The sequence below is a fragment of the Streptomyces sp. NPDC088197 genome, from assembly GCF_044741185.1.
In the GTDB taxonomy this organism is placed as follows: Bacteria; Actinomycetota; Actinomycetes; order Streptomycetales; family Streptomycetaceae; genus Actinacidiphila.
Genome location: NZ_JBIUSD010000001.1, coordinates 729,376 through 749,344, shown reverse-complemented (window position 1 = coordinate 749,344; position 19,969 = coordinate 729,376). Strand labels below are relative to the sequence as shown.

Genomic DNA, 19,969 nt, shown 5'->3' with positions numbered 1-19,969 from the left:
CCGCCACTCATGGGTGCTCGTGTCCCGCGCGTGCGCGTGGGTGAGCGGCGCCCCCCGCCCCCGCATCCGAGGAGACCACGGTCATGACCCTGACCACCACCCGGCAGTCCGCGCGCCGCTCCGCGCTGCGGGCGGGCGCGTGCGTCGCCGTCCTCGCCTCGGGCGCGCTGCTGCTCACCGCCTGCTCGTCGTCGGGCTCCTCGGGCTCGGCGTCCGCCGACGCGAAGGCGTCGTCCTCGTCCTCGCCGTCGTCCTCCGCCAAGGGCGCCTCCGGCGGCGCGCAGGACATGGCGGCCTACCGCGACTGCCTCTCCCAGCACGGCGTGAAGCTGCCGTCCTTCTCCGGCCGCCCCTCCGACCGCGCGTCCGGCCGCCCCTCGGGCCGTCCCTCGGGCCGCCCGAGCGGCGGATTCGGCGGGGGCTCAGGCGGCTTCGGCGGTTTCGGCGGCGAGTCCGCCGACCCGGCCACCCAGAAGGCCATGGAGGCATGCGCCTCGCTGCGTCCCCAGTTCAACGGCCAGCGCGGCGGCGGCCCCGGCGGCGACAGCTCCGCCTTCCAGGCGTTCACGAGCTGCCTCAAGGACCACGGCGTCACCCTCCCCACCCCCTCCCCCACCACCCGCCGCGGCGGCTTCGGCTTCGGCGACCTCAACACCTCCGACCCGAAGACGGCCAAGGCCTACACCACCTGCAAACCCCTCCTCCCCACCCGCCCGCCCGCCTCCCCCTCAGCGACATAACCGCCCTCCCGGCCGCCCCCCGCCCCCCGGAGGGGAGACGGGGGTCACTTCGGGGGGCGGTCACATCGGGGTGGGGCGGGGCGTCAGGGAGGTGCGTGCGCCGGGGACGTCGTGGAAGGGCGGCGGCGGCGCGGAAACGCACGAGCCCGAGGAGTAGTAACGCCATGGAAGCCCGTCTGAACCTTTTCGAGAGCCCGCTCGCCGCGAAGTCGCTGCGGCACCTCACCGCGGCCGGCAAAGTGCTGGCGGACTCGACGGTGCCGCTCGCCACCCAGGAACTGGTACGGCTGCGCGCCAGCCAGATCAACGGCTGCGGATTCTGCACCGACATGCACACCAAGGACGCGGCGGCGGCCGGGGAGACGCAGCAGCGGCTCAATCTGGTGGCCGCGTGGCGCGAGGCCAAGGTCTTCACCGACGCCGAGCGCGCGGCCCTGGAGCTGGCCGAGCAGGGCACCCGTATCGCCGACGCGGCCGGGGGCGTCGCGGACGAGGTGTGGGCGAACGCCGCCAAGCACTACAACGAGGAGGAGCTGGCCGCCCTCGTCACGGGCATCGCCCTGATCAACGCCTTCAACCGGCTGAACGTGATCATTCAGCAGCCCGCGGGGGACTACGAGCCGGGCATGTTCGGCTGAGACCCAGCCGGGCGGCACCGGCGGCCCCGGCGTACAGGGGCCGTCGGGGCCGCCCCGTCAGGGGCCGCGGCTACCAGGGCAGCGGCCCCTCGGCGTCGAAGTACCCGCCGGTCGGGCCGTCGGCCGGCACCTGCGCCATCCGGACGATGATCTCGGCGCCCTGCTCGACCGTCTGGACCCCGGTGTTCCCGTTCAGATCGGTCTTGGTGAAACCGGGCTCGACGGCGTTGATCCGCATCTCGGGGAACGCCTTCGCGTACTGCACGGTGATCATGTTCACGGTGGTCTTCGACGCCGGGTACGCGACGCCCGGATACGCGTAGGCGGGGGTGCCGGGGGCGCTGAGCCGGGACAGCGAGGCCAGCCCGCTGCTGAGGTTGACCACGACCGGCGCGGCCGAGCGGCGCAGCAGCGGCAGGAACGCGTGGGTGACGCGCACCAGGCCGAAGACGTTCGTCTCGAACGTCTCCCGCATGACGTCGGCGGTCAGGTCGGCGGCGCCGACGACGCCGTTGTCGGCGGTCCTGCTCTCGATGCCCGCGTTGTTGACCAGGACGTCGAGGCCGCCGTCCGCCGCGATCGCCTCGGCCGCGGCCCCGACGGACGCGTCGTCGGTGACGTCGAGCCGGACCGCCCGCGCGCCCGCGCCCAGCCGCTCGACGGCCTCCCGCCCGCGGTCGGCGTCCCGGCTGCCCACGTAGACGGTGTGCCCCGCGGCCAGCAGGCGGCGGGCGGTCTCGAAGCCGAGGCCCTTGTTCGCTCCGGTGATCAGTGTCGTTGTCATACGTCCACGGTGCGGCAGGCCCGCCGGGGCAGCCAGTGGCCCGGTCTTCCTGGGACTGCCGGTACCAGGACGGCGTGGGCCGCACGGTGCACAGTGGAACCATGGCGACCACGGAGTTCGGGCACACGGTACGGCGCTGGCGCGACCGGGTCTCCCCCGAGGCGGCCGGGCTGCCCGCCGGGGGCCACCGGCGGGCGGCCGGGCTGCGCCGCGAGGAGCTGGCCCTGCTCGCCGGGATCTCCGTCGACTACGTCACCCGGCTCGAACAGGGCCGCGCGGCCAACCCCTCCGAGCAGGTCGTCGAAGCGCTCGGCCGCGCGCTGCGGCTGACCACCGCCGAGCGCGAGCACCTCTTCCACGTCGCCGGACTCGTACCACCGGGCCAGGGCACCGTCCCCGCGTACATCACGCCGAGCGTGCAGCGCATGCTCGACCGGCTGACCGGGACGCCGGTCGCCGTCAGCGACGCCGCGTGGACGCTGCTGCTGGCCAACCCCCTGTACGTGGCCCTGATGGGGCAGCAGCAAGGCAACGACCGCAACGCGATCTGGCGCAATTTCCTCGGCTCCGGCTCCCGGGTCCGCCACACCCCCGAGTCGCTGCGGCTGCTGGAGATCTCCCAGGTCGCCCAGTTGCGCGCCACCGCCAACCGCTACCCCGCCGACCAGCGCCTGCGCCGCCTGGTCGCCGAGCTGCGCGCCCGCAGCCCGCGCTTCGCCGAGCTGTGGGAATCCGGCGAGGTCACCCGGCACGACGCCTCCCGCAAGACGATCGACCACCCGGTGGTCGGCCCGCTGACCCTGGACTGCGACATCCTCAGTGTCGCCGGAAGCGATCTGCGGATCATGGTCTACACCGCCGAGCCCGGCACCGAGGACGCCGAACGCCTCACCCTGCTCGGCGTCGTCGGCACCCAGGCGCTCAGCCCCGCCGGGACCCCCGGCACCTGACCCGCGTCCGTACGCCTCGCGGAAGACGGCGCGGACGACTCCCCCGAGCCCTGCTGCCGGGGCGGTGGCTCCGCGGTCTGCCGCCGGGGCGGTGGCGCGAGGGGGGGCCGGGGCGGGGCGGCGCGGGCGCTCGCGGATACTTGGGGGATGCGGACGAATGGGGCGGTACAGAGCGCTGACCTGCGGTGGGCGCTGCGCGCGGCCGTCGCGGGGGACGTGGAGCCCATAGCCGAGCTGCGGGCCGTCGTGATGCGGGCGGATCTGGAACGGCTCGGGCGGTACGACGGGCACAGGGTACGGCAGCGGCTGCGGGACTCGTTCTCGACGCGGTACACCTCGGTCGTCACCGTCGAGGGGGACTTCGCCGGGTGCGTGACGCTGCGGCCCGCCGAGACCGGCGGCGCTCTGCTCGAACACTTCTATCTGGAACCCCGTTACCAGGGGCGCGGGTTGGGCTCGGCCGTGCTGCGGGAACTGCTGGGCCGCGCCGACGCGCGCGGCGAGGACGTACGGCTGAACGTCCTCCAGGGCAGCGCCGCCCGGCGGCTCTACGAACGGTGGGGCTTCGTCCTGGAGACGGAGGACGCGGTCGACGTGTTCATGGTGCGCCCCTCGCCGGTCATGAACGCCTGAGGTTACGGCGATTCACCTTGTGGTGACGGGTGTTAACCTGCGGATATGACGCCTCCCGCCGAGCGCACCGCACCGGCCCGCCGCAGTGGACAGCACCACGGCGACCTCCGCAACGCCCTGGAGCGGGCCGCCCTCGGCCTCGTCGCCGAGCGCGGGCCGCACGGCTTCACGCTCGCGGAGGCCAGTCGGCGGGCGGGGGTCAGCGCGGCGGCGCCGTACAAGCACTTCGCCGACCGGGACGCGCTGCTGGCGGCGCTGGCCGAGCGCGGGTACCGCGAGCAGCACCGCCGGTTCTCGGCCGCCGTCCGTCAATCCGCGGACCCGGTCGAGCAGTTGGCGGACTTCGCCGCCGCCTACGTCCGGTTCGCGGTGGAGGAACGGGCCCTGTTCGACATCACGTTCAGCGCGGGACTCGACAAGTCCCGCTATTCGAGCCTGGCTTCGGCGGGCGACCAGGTGCTGACCGCCGTGCTCCCGACGGCCCGCCGCCTCACCTCGGGCGACCGCGCGGTGGAGTTGATACTGGACGTCTCCTCGGCCGCGCACGGCCTGGTCCTCTTCCTCGCGGAGGGTCTGCTCGGCCCGGCGCCGGACGCCGTCGCCCGCGCGGAGTCCCGCGCCGCGCGCACCGCCCGCGCCCTGGCCCGCGCGCTGCCGACCGTCGCGCGAGAGCCGCGCTGACGCGTCGTCAGAGGTCGGTGATCTCCTGGGCGTAGAGCGTGGTGAGCGGCTGCGGGCCCACGTACTGCTGGCAGTTGCACGTGCCCGGCTCGTAGTGCGTGGGCTTCTTGTCCGCGTCCCAGGCCGTGGGGACCTCGACGGTCTCGTGGCAGCGGCCGGACTTGTCGTGCTTGGCCAGGTGGTGGGTGCAGCCGCAGACCGGCTCGGGGCCGCGCCCCGCCGCCTCCAGCTCGCGGCGCTCCTTGCGGTCCGCCTCAAGGCGCTCCATCGTGCGCTCGTGCCGGGTGCGCAGCGCGGTGCGGACGGTGTCGGCGATCGAGGTGAAACCGCCGACCGCGAAGAGGGCGATCACCCACCAGAGCCAGTTCATACGGAAGGAACCCCCGTGTCGAGCGTGCACAGCGTGTGGGCCCCAGCGTAAGCCGCCATCCGGCCGGGACGGCAGGGGGCGAAGGCCGTCCGCCGCTCAGCGGTCCTCCGACCGCACTCCGATCGTGAGCAGCAGATTGGCGTACGTACGCCGGTCGCCGGTGGCCACCACGAGGGCGGTGTCGGGGCCGCGGGCCGCGTCGTAGAAGGCGAAGCGGTCGAGGCCGTCGAGGGTGAGGCCGGGGAGGGCGGCACGGAACTCCGCGAAGATCTCCGGCGCGGAAAGGTCGGAAGTGTCGGACGTCTCGGAAGTGTCGGACGTCTCGGAAGTGTCGTCACGGTCAGGCGGCGGGGTCATGACGGCCGCCGCCTCGATCGGGATCGCGTCGACCAGGGCGTCCAGTACCTCGGTGACCAGCAGCCGGTCGGGGCTGAGGTTGAGGTAGACGCGCTCGGCAGCCGGGTTGGCGCCCGTGGTGTGCGGATAGTGGCCGTCGCTGATCAGGACGCGGGAGCCGTGGCCCGCGGCGGCGAGTGCGGCGAGGATCGCGGGGTGGGTCAGTCCGTAGCGCAGCATGGGCGGCGGCTCCTTCGATACATCCGATCTCTGCATCCGACCCCGGGAGCGTACCCGGCCCGCCGACACAAGGGTCGGCGGGCCGGGGGCGGGAAGCGTCGGGCGCTACGGAAGCGTCAGGATCTGGTACGAGTCCCCGTACGTCTTCCACTTCAGCGGCGGGTCCAGGTTGAGGTTGCCCGCGTTGAGGAAGACGCGCTGCTCGGTGTCGACGCGGCTGGTGTCGTCGTGGGCGTCCTCGGTCTTCATCGCGGCCTTGCGGGCGTCGAGGAAGGCATTGAGGTACGTGGTCTCGTTGCCGCCCTGGGCCGGGGTCTTGGCCTTCTTCATGGCGGTCTTGCGGATGCCGCCGAAGCTGACGGAGTCGTCGCCGGGGCCGTGCATCACGATGGCGTCGTAGTAGATGAACTGGCCGAGGGTGCCGAGGCCGTCCGTCTTGGCCTGGTTGACCGACGGGTTGAAGTAGACGCGGTCGCGCTCGTCGTTCTGCGCGGTCTGGAAGACGGTGTCCTTGGCGGCGGTCTTCCACGCGCTCACGAAGGCCGAGCCGAGGCCGGAGTGCGAGTCGGAGCCGTTGACGCTCTCCAGCGCAGGGAGGTACTTGGCCAGGACGTTGCCGGGCTTGAGGTCGTTGTAGTGCTTGACCAGGTCCAGCATGTCGCCGGTGCCGGAACAGAAGCCGATGATGCCCGCGGTGTAGCCGCGGCCGTCGCCGATGTCCTCGATGTACTTGTACTGGGCCTTCCAGTCCAGCGAGGAGTTCTCCGCGCTGGAGACCAGCTCCATCGCGATTTCCTTCTTGTGCGGGTCGGCGAGACCGGCTGCCGCCGCCTTGGGCGCGACGGCGGCGGCGTGCGCGCCGGGCGCGGTGGCCGCGTTGCCCGCCGTGGCCAGGGCCAGCGAGGCGCCGCCGCCCGCCAGTACGCCGACGGCGGCGATCATGGCTATCCGGCGGCTGGGGCGCCGGTTCGAGCGGTGCGAGTGGGGGGATCGGTGCACGTGCGTCTCCGTTTCCGGCCGTCGGAGGAACGGCCAACTGCGGGGGCCTGCTGTGCAGTTAGGAAAGGTTCCTAACCAATGGAGAGCATTGAAGCACTGCGACGGCCGCACGCCAAGGGGCCGCCGCGACCGAGTTCGTGGCGCGATGTCGTACCCCCGCGCGACACTGGAGGCATGTGCAGAAGCATCAAGACCCTGCGACCGCCGATGACGCCCGATCCGGACGAGGACGACATCGAAGCGGCGGCGCTCCAGTACGTCCGCAAGATCTCCGGTTTCCGTGCGCCCGCCGCGCACAACCGGGAGGTCTTCGACGCCGCCGTGGCCGCCGTCGCCGCGGCCACCGCCGACCTCCTCGACGGCCTGGAGGTACGCGGCGCCGCCGCCCGCGCCCACGGCGGGGCGGCCTGACCCCCGGACCCGCCCGGCCCTAACCTGACCCCATGCAGCACATGACCGAGGCCGAATGGCGCGCCTTCGCCTCCACCGGTACCCGCACGGGGAAGCTCGCCGTCCAGCGCAAGGACGGCGGTCCCCACGTCACGCCCGTCTGGTTCCTGCTCGACGACACCGACCCCTCCGACATCCGCGTCGTCTTCAACACCGGCAGCGACTCCCTCAAGGGCAAGGCCCTGCGCCGCGACGCCCGCTTCGCGCTCTGCGTGGACGATCAGGAGCCGCCCTACTCCTACGTCCTCTTCGAGTGCACCGCCGAGCTCGTCGAGGACCCCGCCGCCCTGCTTCACTGGTCCACCAAGATCGGTTCCCGCTACATGGGCTCCGCCCGGGGGGCCGAATTCGGTGCCCGCAACGCCGTTCCCGGTGAATATCTCGTCCGTGGCCGCATCAACCGTGTCACGGCCCAAGCCGCCGTAGCCGACTAGCCCCCGGGCCCCGCCCCCACCCAGGACGGTAAGCCGATCTTTCCCGGGGCGCCGCCCCGGTCCCCGCACCTGGCCCGGACGGTGGGCCGATCTTTCCCGGGGCGCCGCCCCCGTATCCGCACCTGCCCGGGGCAGTGGGCCGATCTTTCCCGGGCGCCGTCCCCGCACCCGCACCCGCCCGGGGCCGTGGGCCGGATCTTTTCCGGGGCCCGGCCCCCGTGCCCGCACCTGGCCCGGACGGTGGGCCGATCTTTTTAGGGGCGCGGGGAACTGCGCGACCAGCCCCCACCGGGCTTTCAGCCCGAAAACAACCGCATCTGCCCCACTGGGGCCGGTTTTCACGGCGCACCACCGCCGTGGCTGAGCGCGCAGTTCCCCGCGCCCCTAAAAACACGTGGCTGGCCCCCCGGCAAAAGAACCGCACCAGGGCCGCGCCCCAAAAACACGTGGCTGCCGCCCCAGCAGAAGAACCGCCCAGGCCCGCGCCCCTAAAAAATCGGCGTACCGCCCAGCGCAAAGGAACCGCCCCGGGACCGCGCCCCCAAAAAACGCGTGGCTGCCGCCCCAGCAGAAGAACCGCCCGGGGCCGCGCCCCGAAAAGATCGGCGTGCCGACCAGCGCAGAGGAACCGCCCTGGGGCCGGGCCCCTGGAAGAGCGCCCCTGCCCGGGAGAGGCCCGGCGGGGGGCTAGCCGTAGGAGAGTTTTTTGCAGGGGTCGGTGTCCGCGGCGCGAGCCTGCTGCGTGAGATTGGTCGGCAACGGCTTCGGCTTGCTCGCCGCCGAGGCGAAATCCTGGCCGACGACGAGATTGATGCCCGAGATGGCGAGCGGAGCGAGCTCCGCGCCGGGAAAGAGCTTGGCGAGCTCGGTGGCGTGCGTCTTGTCGGCGGGCCCGTACTCGATACGGGTGGTGGCGTGGTCCTGGGACTTGGCGGTGGAGGTCCCGGTGACGGTGTAGCCGGAGCCCTTGAGCTTGTCGGCGGCCTTGCCGCCGAGCCCGTCCACGGTGGTGCCGTTGAAGACGCCGACCGAGACGCCGGTGCCGTCGACCGTGGCGGCGGGCGTCGGGGAGGCCGTCGACTTCGGCTTGCCCGAGGCGTCGACGCCTTCCAGGGTCCGGTTGGCCCGCAGCTCCGCGAAGAGGTCGTCCACGTCGGGGTGGACGAGGTCGATGCGCGGCCCGTCGTACTTCCACGGCGCGGTGATGAACTGGATGTTCTTGAGGTCGATGTTCTTCAGCGACAGCCCGAAGGACATCAGCTTGGTGGCGCTGCCGAGCCCCGGGTCCACGGTGAGCGACTTGGTGGCGGCGTCGGCCAGCGGCAGCAGCGTCGTCGGGTTCATGCCCTGCCCCTTGATCTTGGCGATCAGGGCGGACAGGAACGCCTGCTGCCGCAGCATGCGGCCGACGTCGGAGTTGTCGCCGACCCCGTGCCGTACGCGGACGTAGTCCAGTGCCTGCTGGCCCTGGAGGTTCTGCATGCCCGCGTCGAGGACGACCTTGCCCTTGCTGCCGCGGTTGGGGTTCATGTCCCCTTGGTAGATCTTGTTCGGCACGCAGACCTCGACGCCGTGCACGGCGGAGGTCATGGACGCGAAGCCCTCGAAGTCGACCACCATGGTGTGGTCCACGCGCAGCCCGGACAGCTTCTCGATGGTGTTCTGCGTACACGCCGGATTGCCCTTGGCCGTGTCGCCCATCGAGAACGCCGAGTTGAACTGCGCCCTGGGCTGGTCCGGCGACCACTTGCCGTCGGGCAGCAGGCACGGGGGTATGTCGACCATCGAGTCACGCGGTACGGAGATGCCCACCGCGTGTTTGTGGTCGGGGTAGACGTGCAGCAGGATCGTGGTGTCCGAGCGGCCGATGTCGCCGGAGGCGGAGCCGCCCAGCTTGCCGTTCGCGCCGGAGCGGGTGTCGGAGCCGATCAGCAGGACGTTGACGGCGGTGTGGCCGTTGGCGTCCGCGGGCCCGGCCTTGGGCCGGTTCTTGCTCAGCCCCGCCGAGTCGAACGTCGAGATATTGGCGTTGAGCTTCAGGTAGATCGCGCCGGCGCCGCCGGCCAGCAGCACCACGAAGGCGACGGATATCGCGATGATCCAGCGCTTGCGACTGCGCTTGGGTTCTCGCTTGCGCCCACGAACGCCCATTCCCACACCTTCAGTCCGGTGGCTCGCACGCACACGACGAAGCCCCAACGTTTACCACTTGAACCATCCCGCTCGTATGACGCGCGTCACACCGGCTCCGCCTCGGGGGAATTGCCCGGCGAGACACTGTACGTGGTGCGCATTTCGGTAATCGTCAATGCGGGGAGGGTGACGGAATCGGGAGCGGAAGCTCCGCATCCGCGGCTGTCCGTGGCGCGGCGCACACGCGAAGGGCCGGGGCGCACGCGAAGGGCTCGGGCGCACGCGAAGGGCCGGGGCGCACGCGAAGGGCCGGCTCCCGCCGTCATCGGCGGAAGTCGGCCCCGGGCGCACGACTCACAGTTCGCGCTGGAAGGAGTTCAGCCAGTCCAGGGAAGCGGTGGGCGTCAGCGCGACATCACTCAGCGCGTTCATCGCCTTCTGGTACTCGACCACTTCGTCGGGCTTGTCGATGTAGAGCGCCCCGGTGAGCTGCTCCAGGTAGACCAGGTCCGGCAGATCGGACTCCGGGAAGCTCAGCAGCGTGAAGGCGCCGCCGCCCGCCGCGTGCCCGCCCGTGGCGAACGGCAGGATGCGGACGTCGACGTTGGGCCGCTCGGCGGCTTCCAGGATGTGCCGCACCTGGTCGATCATCACCTGCCGACCGCCGAACGGACGGCGCAGCGCGCCCTCGTCCATGACGGCGACGAAGTGGGGCGCCTGCTCGGAGACGAGAAGCTTTTGCCGCTCCAGGCGTAGACCGACTCGTCTTTCCACCCAGGGCACGGCTGCCTCGGGGTGACCAAGCCGGATCACCGATCTTATGTAGTCCTCGGTCTGCAACAGGCCGTGCACGAACTGCACTTCGAAGGTGCGGATCAGCGCGGCCGACTCCTCCAGGCCCACGTACGTCTGGAACCACGTCGGCATGACCTCGCCGTATCCGTGCCACCAGCCCGCCGCGTTGGCCTCGCGGACCAGGCCCAGCATGGCCGCCCGCTCGGCTTCGTCCGTGACCTCGTAGAGGGTCAGCAGATCGGCGACGTCACGCTCCTTGAAACTGACTCTTCCCAGCTCCATGCGGCTGATCTTCGATTCGGAGGCCCGGATCGAGTAGCCCGCCAGCTCGCGGGTGATGCCCTTGGACTCACGCAGCCGCCGCAGCTGCGCTCCGAGCAGCATTCGTCGCACGATGGACCCGCCTCCCGGCTGCCCTGCGCTCATAGGTCACGCTCCGCCCTTGGTTCATCAGCAGTCTGCCACTAACGGACTGCGCGGTGTACCCGTTCGGTCACTCTCCACCGACACGTGCATCAATTCCTTGCAGATGCACGTGCAGACGCTCTTGCATCGGAGGGTGCTGATCCATGAGCATGGTGGACGTGCAGATACCCCGGGGGCACGTATGAAGGCAGAGGCAGTCGCCGTGCTGGAGCCGTTATGGCAGGGAGTGCTCGCGCCTGAGCGCGTGGCCTCGGGTAACGGAGCCACCTGTGAGCTGCCCGCCGCCCTGGAGTCAGTGGGTGAGGCACGTCACTTCACGCGCGCGACGCTCCAACGATGGGATCTGTCCACGCTCCGCGACTCGGTCGAACTGGTCGCGTCCGAGCTGGTGACCAACGCGCTGCGGTACGCGGTGCCGATCGGCGCGCCCGGCGCCCCGGTACGGCTGAGCCTGGTGCGCTGGACCTCGCGCGTGGTGTGTGCGGTGCGTGACCCCAGCGGGGTGGCGCCCGTCGCCAAGGACCCTGATTTCGTGGCCGAGACAGGCCGCGGACTTCATCTGGTGGACTCGTTCAGCGAGAACTGGGGATGGCACCCGCTGAGCGGCACGGGAAAGGTCGTCTGGGCGCTTTTTCTCACACCGGGCGGACCCTGTTAGTTCCGCCGGTTCCACGCGGGTCGCGGCGCAACCGGCGCATTACGGGACCAGGTGGTCGAATTCACCGGCTTTCACGCCGATGATCATCGATTCGATCTCCGCACGTGTGTATATCAGCGCCGGACCCTCGGGGAAGCGCGAATTCCGTACGGCGACCTCGCCGTCGGGCAGGGCGGCGAACTCGACGCACGTTCCATTGGCATTACTGTGACGGCTCTTCTGCCAGACCACTCCACGTAGGTCTTCTGCAGCCATTCCGTTGTGCGTCCGGCGCATCAGCCACTCCCCATAAGTGCCATGTCTGGTACGGCAGATCATAACTCGTTGGGCAGGCACGTGCATGTGCACGTGCATGTGCACGTGCAGTCACTCGCTGTGATCTTCAGGGCTCGACCCCCCGGGGCTGTTCACAGCCCTTCACAGCCCGGCTACCCGGAAAAGGGGCGGCGGATGCCCCCCGGTCGTCCGATACGATATTGACCGTCCGTAGAGGAATTACTCACTCCCCGCAACGAATTGGGAGCAGCCCGCAATGGCGCGTCACCTCATCACCTCAGCCCTCCCCTATATCAACGGGATCAAGCATCTGGGCAACATGGTGGGGTCCATGCTCCCGGCCGACGTCTACTCGCGGTATCTGCGGCAGCGCGGCCACGACGTCCTCTACATCTGCGCCACCGACGAGCACGGCACCCCCGCCGAGCTGGCCGCCAAGGAGGCGGGCCTGCCGGTCGACGTCTTCTGCGGCCAGGCACACCTCGCGCAGAAGGCGATCTACGACGGCTTCGAGCTGTCCTTCGACCACTTCGGCCGCAGCTCCTCGGCGGAGAACCGCGACATCACCCAGCACTTCGCGCGCAGGCTCAACGAGAACGGCTTCATCGAGGAGCGGGCCGTCCGGCAGGTCTACTCGCTCGCCGACGAACGCTTCCTGCCCGACCGCTACATCGTCGGCACGTGCCCGTACTGCGGGTACGACAAGGCCCGCGGCGACCAGTGCGAGAACTGCACGCGGGTGCTCGACCCGACCGACCTCATCGACGCGCGCTCCGCGATCAGCGGCAGCAGCGCGCTGGAGGTCCGCGAGACCAAGCACCTGTTCCTCCTCCAGTCCAAGCTCGCCGGCGAGGTCGAGGCGTGGATCGACGCGAACGGCGCCGACTGGCCCACCCTGGCCTCGTCCATCGCGCGGAAATGGCTCACCGAGGGACTCCAGGACCGGGCGATCACCCGTGACCTGGATTGGGGCGTTCCCGTACCGGCCGACACCTGGCCGGAGCTGGCCGCGGACGGAAAGGTGTTCTACGTCTGGTTCGACGCACCCATCGAGTACATCGGTTCCACCAAGGAGTGGGCCGACGCCGCGTCCGAGGGTGAAGTACGGGACTGGAAGTCGTGGTGGTACGAGGCCGACGACACGGTCCGTTACACCGAGTTCATGGCCAAGGACAATGTGCCCTTCCACACCGTGATGTTCCCGGCGACCCAACTGGGCACCCGTGAACCGTGGAAGAAGGTCGACTACGTCAAGGCTTTCAACTGGCTGAACTACTACGGCGGCAAGTTCTCCACCTCGCAGCGCCGCGGTGTCTTCACCGACGCCGCCCTCGAGTTGCTGCCCGCCGACTACTGGCGCTACTTCCTCATCGCGAACGCGCCGGAGTCCGACGACACCTCCTTCACCTGGGAGCTGTTCGCGGCGGGCGTCAACAAGGACCTCGCCGACACCCTCGGCAATTTCGTCAACCGCGTCCTGTCCTTCTCGCGCAAGCGATTCGGCGACGAAGTGCCCGCGGGTTCGGCGGCCGGCGCCGCCGAGGCGAAGCTCGGCGAGCAGATCGCCGCGCTGCTCGCCGAATACGAGGGCCACATGGAGACGCTGCAATTCCGCAAGGCCGCGCAGTCGTTGCGGGCGCTGTGGAGTGCGGGCAACTCCTACCTGGAGGAGAAGGCCCCCTGGATGGAGATCAAGACCGACCAGGACGGCGCCGCGCTCACGCTGCGTACCGCGATGAATCTCATCCACCTCTACGCGGTGGTGTCCGAGCCGTTCATCCCGGCCTCGGCCGCCGCCATGCGGGCCGCCTTCGCGCTGCCCGCCGACGACGCCCGCTGGGTCACCGCCGACGAGGCCCGCGCGCTGGACTCGGTGCCCGCGGGCACCCCCTTCACGGTGCCGCCGGTGCTCTTCGCGAAGATCTCCGACGAGGACCTGGCGTCGTACATCGAGCGGTTCGGCGGCGACCCGGACGCGCCGGCCGCCTGAGGAACGCGATCGGGGCCGTGCGTACGGCCGTTCAGCGCGCCAGCGCGGCCCCGTCGCCCATCACCACCACCGGGTGCAGCTTCGGGTCCAGGGTGCGCAGCAGCGTCCGCATGGCCTGCTGCGGCAGCGAGACACAGCCCTGGGTCGGGCCGCCGTGGTCCACGTGCAGCCAGATGCCGCCGCCGCGCGAGGCGCCCAGCGGACGCGTCCAGTCGCGCGGTGACGTGCCGGGCAGGTGGTTGTAGTTGATGGCGATGACGTAGTCGAAGGAGCCCGCCAGCGGCTCGCCCCTGAAGCCGGTGCCGGAGACGCTGAAGCCGATCGGCGCGTGGTCGTAGGAGAGTTCGGTGCCGGGGTCGGGGAGGTGGCCGCCCGCGTCGGTGAGGCCGAAGACGCCGATCGGTGAGCGCAGATCGCCGGTGCGGTGCGTGTCGGTCCAGCCGCGCAGCGCGTTGTGCGCGGCCCACACCGGGCCCGACGGCCGCCAACCGGCCGTGTTCTCGCGGGTGTAGAAGGTGACCTTCGCGTCCGGCGAGTCGGGGCCCGCGCCGGTGACCAGGACGGCCTGCCGCGCGTCGGCGGGGATCTGCGAGCGCGTCTTCGGCCCCAGGCCCGGCAGTTGGGCGGGCGGCGCGGGTGTCGTGCGCACCGGCTCGGGCGCGGACCTGCCCGCCCGGCCCGCGGGACCGCTCACCACCGTGCTCAGCGGCCCCTCGTCGCCGACCTTCGACGCCCGCACGCCCGTGCCACCGGCCACGCAGCCGGACACCAGCGGGGCGGCGGCCAGCGCGGTCAGGACGGCGGCGGCCAGGAGACGGCGGGGGCGGCGGGTGGTGCGCATGACGTGGCGGGGGCCTTTCACGGGAGCCTTCACGAGAAGACGGCGTTCTTCAGCGCGTCGTTGATCTGGGACTGCTGCGCGTCGGTGGCGTCGGCCAGGCACACCGAGACCTCGATCAGGACGTCGGAGCCGGACGCGTCGGTGAGCAGGGCCTTGGTCTGCGCGGTGCCGCCGACCGCCCGGCAGGCGCTGACGACGACGGACGAAGTCACCGGGTGGCCGTCGGCGTTGAGCTTGTCCACCGTCGTCTTGCTGTGCCGGAGTGTCAGCATCATCAGCGCCCCGCCGCGGGTCAGGGTGCGGACCAGCGGGGTGCAGAAGCCGTCCAGCGGCTTGACGCAGCCGTCGGTGGGCAGGCCGAGCGCCTGCGAGGAGGCGAAGACGTCACCCGTCTTGGGCGCGACGACCGTCGTCCAGCCGGGCGGCAACCGCAGGTCGAGACCGGCCAGTTCGGGGAAGTGGTACGTGACCGCCGCCGACGCGGCGGACGCCGACTCGGTCGCGCGGGTGGTCTGTCCGGGGCTCGGGGTCGGGCTCGGACCGCTGTCCACCGGGCCGGTCGCCGTCGAAGCGCTCGCCGTCGGGCCGCCGCTGCCGGACGCGGGCGGCGCGAGCGAGGTGACGACGGCGGGCGGCGCCGGGGCGCTCGCCGCGCCGCCGAGACCGGGCAGCACCGTCCCGGCCGCCGCGACCGCCACCACGACGGCGGCGGACATCCCGACCGCGCGGCGCCTGCGACGGCGCAGCGCACGCTCCTTGACCCGCTCCAACCGCTGTACGGGTGCGGGCAGTTGGGGCACCGCGCGCTCCAGCAGGTCGCGCAGCTCGTCCTCCGCGAAACGCTCATCCGGCATGGTGTTCACCTCCGACGCCCGTGTCGACCGCTTCGGGCAGCCGTCCGCGCAGCGCCCGCAGCGCCTTGGACGCCTGGCTCTTGACGGTGCCCTCCGTGCAGCCGAGGACATCCGCGGTGTCGGCCACGCTCAGGTCCTCGAAGTAGCGCAGCACGACCACCGCGCGCTGGCGTACCGGCAGTTCCCGTATCGCCGCGGCCAGCGCCTGCTCCAGGTCCACGTCCCCGTACGGGTCCGCCGGCTGCGGGCGGTCGGGCAGCTCGCCGTGCGGCACCTCGCCGCGCCAGCGCCGCCGCCACCACGAGGCGTGGGTGTGCACCAGCGCCTTGCGTACATACGCCTCCGGGCTGTCGCCCGCGATCCGGTGCCACTTCGGCCACACCCTGGCCAGCACCGTCTGGAGCAGGTCCTCTGCGAGGTGCGGGTCGCCGGTCAGCAGCCACGCGACCCGCAGCAGTCTGGGGCCGCGGGCCGCCACGAACTCCTCGAAACCGGGGTGCGACACCGTTGTTCCTCTCCACACCCCTTCAACGCGGTGACCCGCCTCCGGGGTTGCCCCCCGGCTCGCCCCTCCCGAGACGCGGTCCTAGCGCCCCGCGGAAGGGCGCCCTGCCGAAGGGCGGAGCTGGATGTGGAGCTCGCGCAGCCGCGCCTCCTCGACCTCGGAGGGCGCGCCCATGAGCAGGTCCTGGGCGTTCTGGTTGAGCGGAAACGCGATCGTCTCGCGGATGTTGGGCTCATCGGCGAGGAGCATGACCATACGGTCGACGCCCGGCGCGATGCCACCGTGCGGCGGCGCGCCGAAGTGGAAGGCGCGGAGCATGCCGCCGAACTCGGCCTCCACCGTCTCGCGGGTGTAGCCCGCGATCTCGAACGCGCGGTACATGACGGCGGGTTCGTGGTTACGGATGGCTCCGGAGGACAGCTCGATGCCGTTGCAGACGATGTCGTACTGCCAGGCCAGGATGTCCAGCGGGTCCTTGGTGTTGAGGGCTTCGAGGCCGCCCTGCGGCATGGAGAAGGGGTTGTGCGAGAACTCCACGGCCCCGGTGTCCTCGTTGCGCTCGAACATCGGGAAGTCGACGATCCAGCAGAAGCGGAAGACGTTCTCCTCGAACTGGCCGGTGCGCTTGGCGGCCTCGACCCGGACCGGGCCCATGATCTTGGAGACCTCGTCGAACTCACCGGCGCCGAAGAAGATCGCGGTGCCGGGCTTCGCGCCGACGGCGGCGAGCAGCGCGGTGACGTCCTCGGGGGTGAGGAATTTGGCGATCGGGCCGGTCAACGCGTTGCCGTCGCCGACCCGGACCCAGGCCAGGCCCTTGGCGCCGAGCGAGACCGCGTACTCGCCGAGCTGGTCGAAGAACTTGCGCGGCTGCTCGGCGGTGTCGGGCACGGCCAGCGCGCGTACGTGCTTGCCGGCGAACGCCTTGAAGCCGCTCCCGGCGAACACGTCGGAGACGTCGACCAGTTCGAGCGTGGTGCGCAGGTCCGGCTTGTCGTTGCCGTACTTGAGCATCGACTCGCGGAAGGGGATGCGGGGGAACGGCGAGGTGACCGTGCGTCCGCCGCCCAGCTCGGTGAAGAGGTCGGTCATGACCTTCTCGATGACGCCGAAGACATCCTCCTGCTCGACGAAGCTCATCTCGACGTCGAGCTGGTAGAACTCGCCGGGCGAGCGGTCGGCGCGCGAGTCCTCGTCGCGGAAGCAGGGCGCGATCTGGAAGTAGCGGTCGAAGCCGGAGATCATCAGGAGCTGCTTGAACTGCTGCGGGGCCTGCGGCAGCGCGTAGAACTTCCCGGCGTGCACGCGGGAGGGCACCAGGAAGTCGCGGGCGCCCTCGGGGGAGGTGGCCGACAGGATCGGGGTGGCCATCTCGTTGAAGCCGAGCGCGGTCATCTCGCGGCGCAGGAAGGAGATGACCTGGGTGCGCAGCATGATGTTGCGGTGCATGCGCTGGCGGCGCAGGTCGAGGAAGCGGTTGGTGAGCCGCATCTCCTCGTTCGCGTTGTCCTCGGGGAAGACCGGGAAGGGCAGCGGGTCGGCCGCGCCCAGCACCTCCAGGGCGGTCACGTCGACCTCGACCTCGCCGGTCGGCAGCTCCGGGTTGACGTTCTCCGCGGAGCGGGCCAGGACGCGGCCGTCGACGCGGACGACGGACTCCTTGGACTGGCCGCTGAGCTGGTCGTACACCGGGGAGCCGGGGCGGACGACGAGCTGGGTGAAGCCGTAGTGGTCACGCAGGTCGACGAAGAGGATGCCGCCCAGGTCGCGGCGATTGTGCAGCCAGCCGGACAGGCGGACGTCGGTGTCGACGTCGGTGGCGCGCAGCTCGCCGCAGGTGTGGGACCGGTACCGGTGCATCATTCGTCCTCGACGCTGGATGTTGGGTGGGTGGCCGGGCCAGCGGCCCAGCACAGCTTACCGGCGCCCGCACACCGGCCTCACTCCGGATTCGGTGGGGCGTAAGGCCACGAAGGCCGCCCTACTGGGCCATAACGCCCCAATTCTCATAAAATGGCACAATGCGCACCGAGGACGTCCTGGCCGCAGTCGGTACCGGGCTGTGGCAGTGGCACGAGGCCACCGGCACCGTGACGGTCGACGCCCGCGCCGCGCGCCTGCTCGGGCTGTCCGGCGGCCCGGCCGAGCACCGGACGTCCGCCGTTCGGGCGTGCCTGCACGCCGCCGATTACGTGTCGCTGGCCGGCGCGGTCTCGCTGGCCTACTCGGAGGGCACGGTCGCCGAGGCGCTGGTGCGGGTGGTGGGCGACGACGGCGCGACCCTGCGGACGGTACGGGCCAGGGTGCGCCCGCAGGGCACGGTGATGGCGGGCACGCTGCACGAGGTGCGCGGCGGGCCCTCACGGGCGGCTGCGCAGGCGGGCGGCGGCTGGCGGCGGGCCAGGGAGGCGTTCCTGCTGGACGCGGGGCGCGCGCTGGCCGAGGCCGACTCCACCGCCGAGGTGCTGCGGGTGGCGGCCACCTTGTCGATGCCGGGTTTCTCGCCCGACGGCCTCGCCGTCTTCGGCACGGACGGCGACCGGCTGTCGGTGATCGGGCACCACGGGCAGGCGGCGGGCACCGAGGACCCCTTCCTCGACATGCCGCTGGACACCGACTACCCGGCCGCGCTGGTGGTCCGTACCGGCCAGGCGGTCTATCTGCCGTCGCCGGCCGCGTACGAGGACCGCTTCCCGGTCACCTGGCCGCTGGTGAAACCGTTCGGCCGCTCCTCCTGGGCGTATCTCCCGCTGGTCGTGGCCGGGTCCACGATCGGCGCCTGGATGGCGGCCTTCCGCGACCCGGTGGCCTTCACGCCCGACGAGCGCTCGGTGCTCACCACGGTGGCCCGGATGCTCGCGCAGGCGCTGTCCCGCGCGCATCTGCACGAGTCGGAGCGCGCCCTGACCGACGGCCTCCAGCGCACGATGCTGCCCGCGCGCAGGCCCGGCATCGAGGGCATGGCGGTGGCCGCCCGGTACGTGCCGACCGGTGGCGGCCTCCAGGTCGGCGGCGACTGGTACGACGTGATCGGGCTGCCGTCGGGCCGTACCGCGATCGTCATCGGCGACGTCCAGGGCCATGACGTACGGGCCGCGGGGATCATGGGCCAGCTGCGGATCGCGCTGCGCGCCTACGCGGCCGAGGGCCACCACCCGGACGCGGTGCTCTCGCGCACCTCCCGCTTTCTGGCCGGGCTGCACGACGGGCTCCCCGACGGGCCGGCGGACGGGCTGCGCGACGGCCTGCACGAGGGGCTGAGCGCCGACGAGTCCGCCGACGTACGCTTCGCGACCTGCCTCTATCTGGAGGCCGACCCGCTGACCGGCACGCTCGACGTGGTGCGCGCCGGGCACCCGGAGCCCGCGATCCGGCTCGGCGACGGTACGACGATCGTCCGGCGTACGGCGGGCGGCCTGCCGCTGGGCATCGAGCCGGACACCGACTACCCGACGACCCGGCTGGTCCTGGAGCCCGGCGAGGTGCTGCTGCTGTGCACCGACGGCCTGATCGAGACCGGCGGCCACGACCTGGAGACCGGCTGGCAGCGGCTGCGCGATGTGCTGGAGGCCGGGCCCGCGGGCGATCTGGAGGAGCTGGCCGACTCCCTGATCCGCGCGGTGCACGGGCCCGCCTCCCACCACACCACCGGGCCGCTGGCCGACCGCCGCGAGGACGACATCGCGCTGGTCCTGCTGCGCCGCGACCCCGACGGCCCGACCTGCGCGGTCCCGGTCCGCCGCGCGGTGCTGACCGTCTCGCAGACCGACCCGGGCCGCATCCGCGCCACCCGCGACGACATCCGTGCCCTGCTGCACGACTGGACCTCGGCCGACCAGGTCGAGTCCGCCGTCCTGCTCGTCTCCGAACTGGTCACCAACGTGCTGGTGCACACCGACGAGGACGCCGTACTGACCGCCATGGTCACCGGCATGCCCGGCACCCGCCGCCTCCACGTCGAGGTCGGCGACCGCTCCGACGACATGCCGCACCGCCGCTCCCCCGGCGAGATGGCCTCCTCCGGCCGCGGCCTGATGCTCATCGAGGAGCTCGCCGACGCCTGGGGCGTCGACCCGCGCGGCGACGGCAAATCCATCTGGTTCGAGCTGTACGAGGCGACGAGCCCGTCGATCGGGTGACCGCCCGGCGGGAGGGCGGGGTCGGCCGCGGACGCGAATCCGTCACGGTCGTGTGAACCGGCCGTGAAACGGAGGAAAACACTGGTCGCACAGAGCG

The 19,969-nt window shown here is 71.5% G+C and carries 21 protein-coding genes; 10 read left to right on the top strand and 11 right to left on the bottom strand.

Annotated elements, in window-relative coordinates; all coding sequences use genetic code 11:
- Positions 1-83: 83 nt before the first annotated feature.
- Positions 84-740: a hypothetical protein gene (locus tag ACIOC1_RS03370; RefSeq protein ID WP_401851475.1), complete on the top strand. Its 657-nt coding sequence runs from the start codon at positions 84-86 to the stop codon at positions 738-740.
- A 164-nt stretch (positions 741-904) separates the two neighbouring features.
- Positions 905-1,378, top strand: coding sequence for a carboxymuconolactone decarboxylase family protein (locus ACIOC1_RS03365; protein WP_355339668.1), 474 nt, complete (start codon positions 905-907; stop codon positions 1,376-1,378).
- A gap of 70 nt (positions 1,379-1,448) precedes the next feature.
- Here ACIOC1_RS03365 and ACIOC1_RS03360 read toward each other — a convergent pair whose 3' ends face one another.
- A complete protein-coding gene (locus ACIOC1_RS03360; protein WP_355339665.1) occupies positions 1,449-2,162 on the bottom strand; it encodes an SDR family NAD(P)-dependent oxidoreductase in 714 nt (237 codons plus the stop codon).
- 101 nt (positions 2,163-2,263) lie between these two features.
- Here ACIOC1_RS03360 and ACIOC1_RS03355 point away from each other — a divergent pair, with 101 nt between their 5' ends.
- The 3 genes from ACIOC1_RS03355 (at position 2,264) to ACIOC1_RS03345 (ending at position 4,426) form a co-directional block, all read left to right on the top strand.
- Positions 2,264-3,112, top strand: coding sequence for a helix-turn-helix domain-containing protein (locus ACIOC1_RS03355; RefSeq protein WP_391158623.1), 849 nt, complete (start codon positions 2,264-2,266; stop codon positions 3,110-3,112).
- A gap of 147 nt (positions 3,113-3,259) precedes the next feature.
- Positions 3,260-3,745 carry a GNAT family N-acetyltransferase gene (locus ACIOC1_RS03350; protein ID WP_391041850.1) on the top strand — a complete coding sequence of 162 codons (486 nt, stop codon included), beginning with the start codon at positions 3,260-3,262 and terminating at the stop codon, positions 3,743-3,745.
- 45 nt (positions 3,746-3,790) lie between these two features.
- The gene (locus ACIOC1_RS03345; protein ID WP_391158628.1) at positions 3,791-4,426 is read left to right on the top strand and encodes a TetR family transcriptional regulator; all 636 of its coding nucleotides are present in this window, start codon (positions 3,791-3,793) and stop codon (positions 4,424-4,426) included.
- A 7-nt stretch (positions 4,427-4,433) separates the two neighbouring features.
- On the opposite strand, the gene ACIOC1_RS03340 is transcribed toward ACIOC1_RS03345, so the two are convergent.
- The 3 genes from ACIOC1_RS03340 to ACIOC1_RS03330 form a co-directional block, all read right to left on the bottom strand.
- Positions 4,434-4,796 (bottom strand): hypothetical protein, encoded by a 363-nt coding sequence (locus tag ACIOC1_RS03340; protein WP_355339653.1) that lies wholly within the window; start codon positions 4,794-4,796, stop codon positions 4,434-4,436.
- Positions 4,797-4,892: 96 nt separating this feature from the next.
- Positions 4,893-5,372: an RbsD/FucU domain-containing protein gene (locus tag ACIOC1_RS03335; RefSeq protein ID WP_401851470.1), complete on the bottom strand. Its 480-nt coding sequence runs from the start codon at positions 5,370-5,372 to the stop codon at positions 4,893-4,895.
- A 105-nt stretch (positions 5,373-5,477) separates the two neighbouring features.
- Complete coding sequence (locus tag ACIOC1_RS03330; RefSeq protein ID WP_355340133.1) at positions 5,478-6,314, bottom strand: chitosanase; 837 nt, start codon at positions 6,312-6,314, stop codon at positions 5,478-5,480.
- A gap of 231 nt (positions 6,315-6,545) precedes the next feature.
- On the opposite strand from ACIOC1_RS03330, the gene ACIOC1_RS03325 reads away from it, so the two are divergent.
- Positions 6,546-6,782: a DUF2277 domain-containing protein gene (locus tag ACIOC1_RS03325; protein ID WP_355339648.1), complete on the top strand. Its 237-nt coding sequence runs from the start codon at positions 6,546-6,548 to the stop codon at positions 6,780-6,782.
- A gap of 32 nt (positions 6,783-6,814) precedes the next feature.
- Positions 6,815-7,255, top strand: coding sequence for a PPOX class F420-dependent oxidoreductase (locus ACIOC1_RS03320; protein ID WP_355339645.1), 441 nt, complete (start codon positions 6,815-6,817; stop codon positions 7,253-7,255).
- A 687-nt stretch (positions 7,256-7,942) separates the two neighbouring features.
- Here ACIOC1_RS03320 and ACIOC1_RS03315 read toward each other — a convergent pair.
- Both ACIOC1_RS03315 and ACIOC1_RS03310 read right to left on the bottom strand, forming a co-directional pair.
- Positions 7,943-9,406, bottom strand: coding sequence for an LCP family protein (locus ACIOC1_RS03315; RefSeq protein ID WP_401851467.1), 1,464 nt, complete (start codon positions 9,404-9,406; stop codon positions 7,943-7,945).
- A gap of 336 nt (positions 9,407-9,742) precedes the next feature.
- A complete protein-coding gene (locus ACIOC1_RS03310; RefSeq protein WP_355339639.1) occupies positions 9,743-10,609 on the bottom strand; it encodes a helix-turn-helix transcriptional regulator in 867 nt (288 codons plus the stop codon).
- 181 nt (positions 10,610-10,790) lie between these two features.
- On the opposite strand from ACIOC1_RS03310, the gene ACIOC1_RS03305 reads away from it, so the two are divergent.
- The gene (locus tag ACIOC1_RS03305) at positions 10,791-11,267 is read left to right on the top strand and encodes an ATP-binding protein (RefSeq protein ID WP_355339636.1); all 477 of its coding nucleotides are present in this window, start codon (positions 10,791-10,793) and stop codon (positions 11,265-11,267) included.
- Between the two features lie 39 nt (positions 11,268-11,306).
- On the opposite strand, the gene ACIOC1_RS03300 is transcribed toward ACIOC1_RS03305, so the two are convergent.
- Positions 11,307-11,543, bottom strand: coding sequence for a DUF397 domain-containing protein (locus ACIOC1_RS03300; RefSeq protein ID WP_355339633.1), 237 nt, complete (start codon positions 11,541-11,543; stop codon positions 11,307-11,309).
- Between the two features lie 256 nt (positions 11,544-11,799).
- Here ACIOC1_RS03300 and metG point away from each other — a divergent pair, with 256 nt between their 5' ends.
- Positions 11,800-13,533, top strand: a complete 1,734-nt coding sequence (gene metG / locus ACIOC1_RS03295) for a methionine--tRNA ligase (protein WP_355339630.1) — start codon at positions 11,800-11,802, stop codon at positions 13,531-13,533.
- A gap of 31 nt (positions 13,534-13,564) precedes the next feature.
- Here the strand turns inward: metG and ACIOC1_RS03290 are convergent, their stop codons facing one another.
- The 4 genes from ACIOC1_RS03290 to aspS all read right to left on the bottom strand — a co-directional run bounded on the left by ACIOC1_RS03290 (position 13,565) and on the right by aspS (position 17,593).
- Positions 13,565-14,374 carry a hypothetical protein gene (locus ACIOC1_RS03290; RefSeq protein WP_401851462.1) on the bottom strand — a complete coding sequence of 270 codons (810 nt, stop codon included), beginning with the start codon at positions 14,372-14,374 and terminating at the stop codon, positions 13,565-13,567.
- 29 nt (positions 14,375-14,403) lie between these two features.
- Entirely contained in the window at positions 14,404-15,228 is an 825-nt protein-coding gene (locus ACIOC1_RS03285) for a hypothetical protein (protein ID WP_401851459.1), read from the bottom strand.
- The gene (locus tag ACIOC1_RS03280) at positions 15,218-15,733 is read right to left on the bottom strand and encodes a SigE family RNA polymerase sigma factor (RefSeq protein WP_355339621.1); all 516 of its coding nucleotides are present in this window, start codon (positions 15,731-15,733) and stop codon (positions 15,218-15,220) included. The genes ACIOC1_RS03285 and ACIOC1_RS03280 overlap by 11 nt, the downstream gene beginning before the upstream one ends.
- Before the next feature lie 81 nt (positions 15,734-15,814).
- Positions 15,815-17,593, bottom strand: a complete 1,779-nt coding sequence (aspS, locus tag ACIOC1_RS03275) for an aspartate--tRNA ligase (protein WP_355339618.1) — start codon at positions 17,591-17,593, stop codon at positions 15,815-15,817.
- 161 nt (positions 17,594-17,754) lie between these two features.
- Between aspS and ACIOC1_RS03270 the strand changes: the two genes are divergently transcribed.
- A complete protein-coding gene (locus ACIOC1_RS03270) occupies positions 17,755-19,872 on the top strand; it encodes a SpoIIE family protein phosphatase (protein WP_355339615.1) in 2,118 nt (705 codons plus the stop codon).
- Positions 19,873-19,969: the final 97 nt, after the last annotated feature.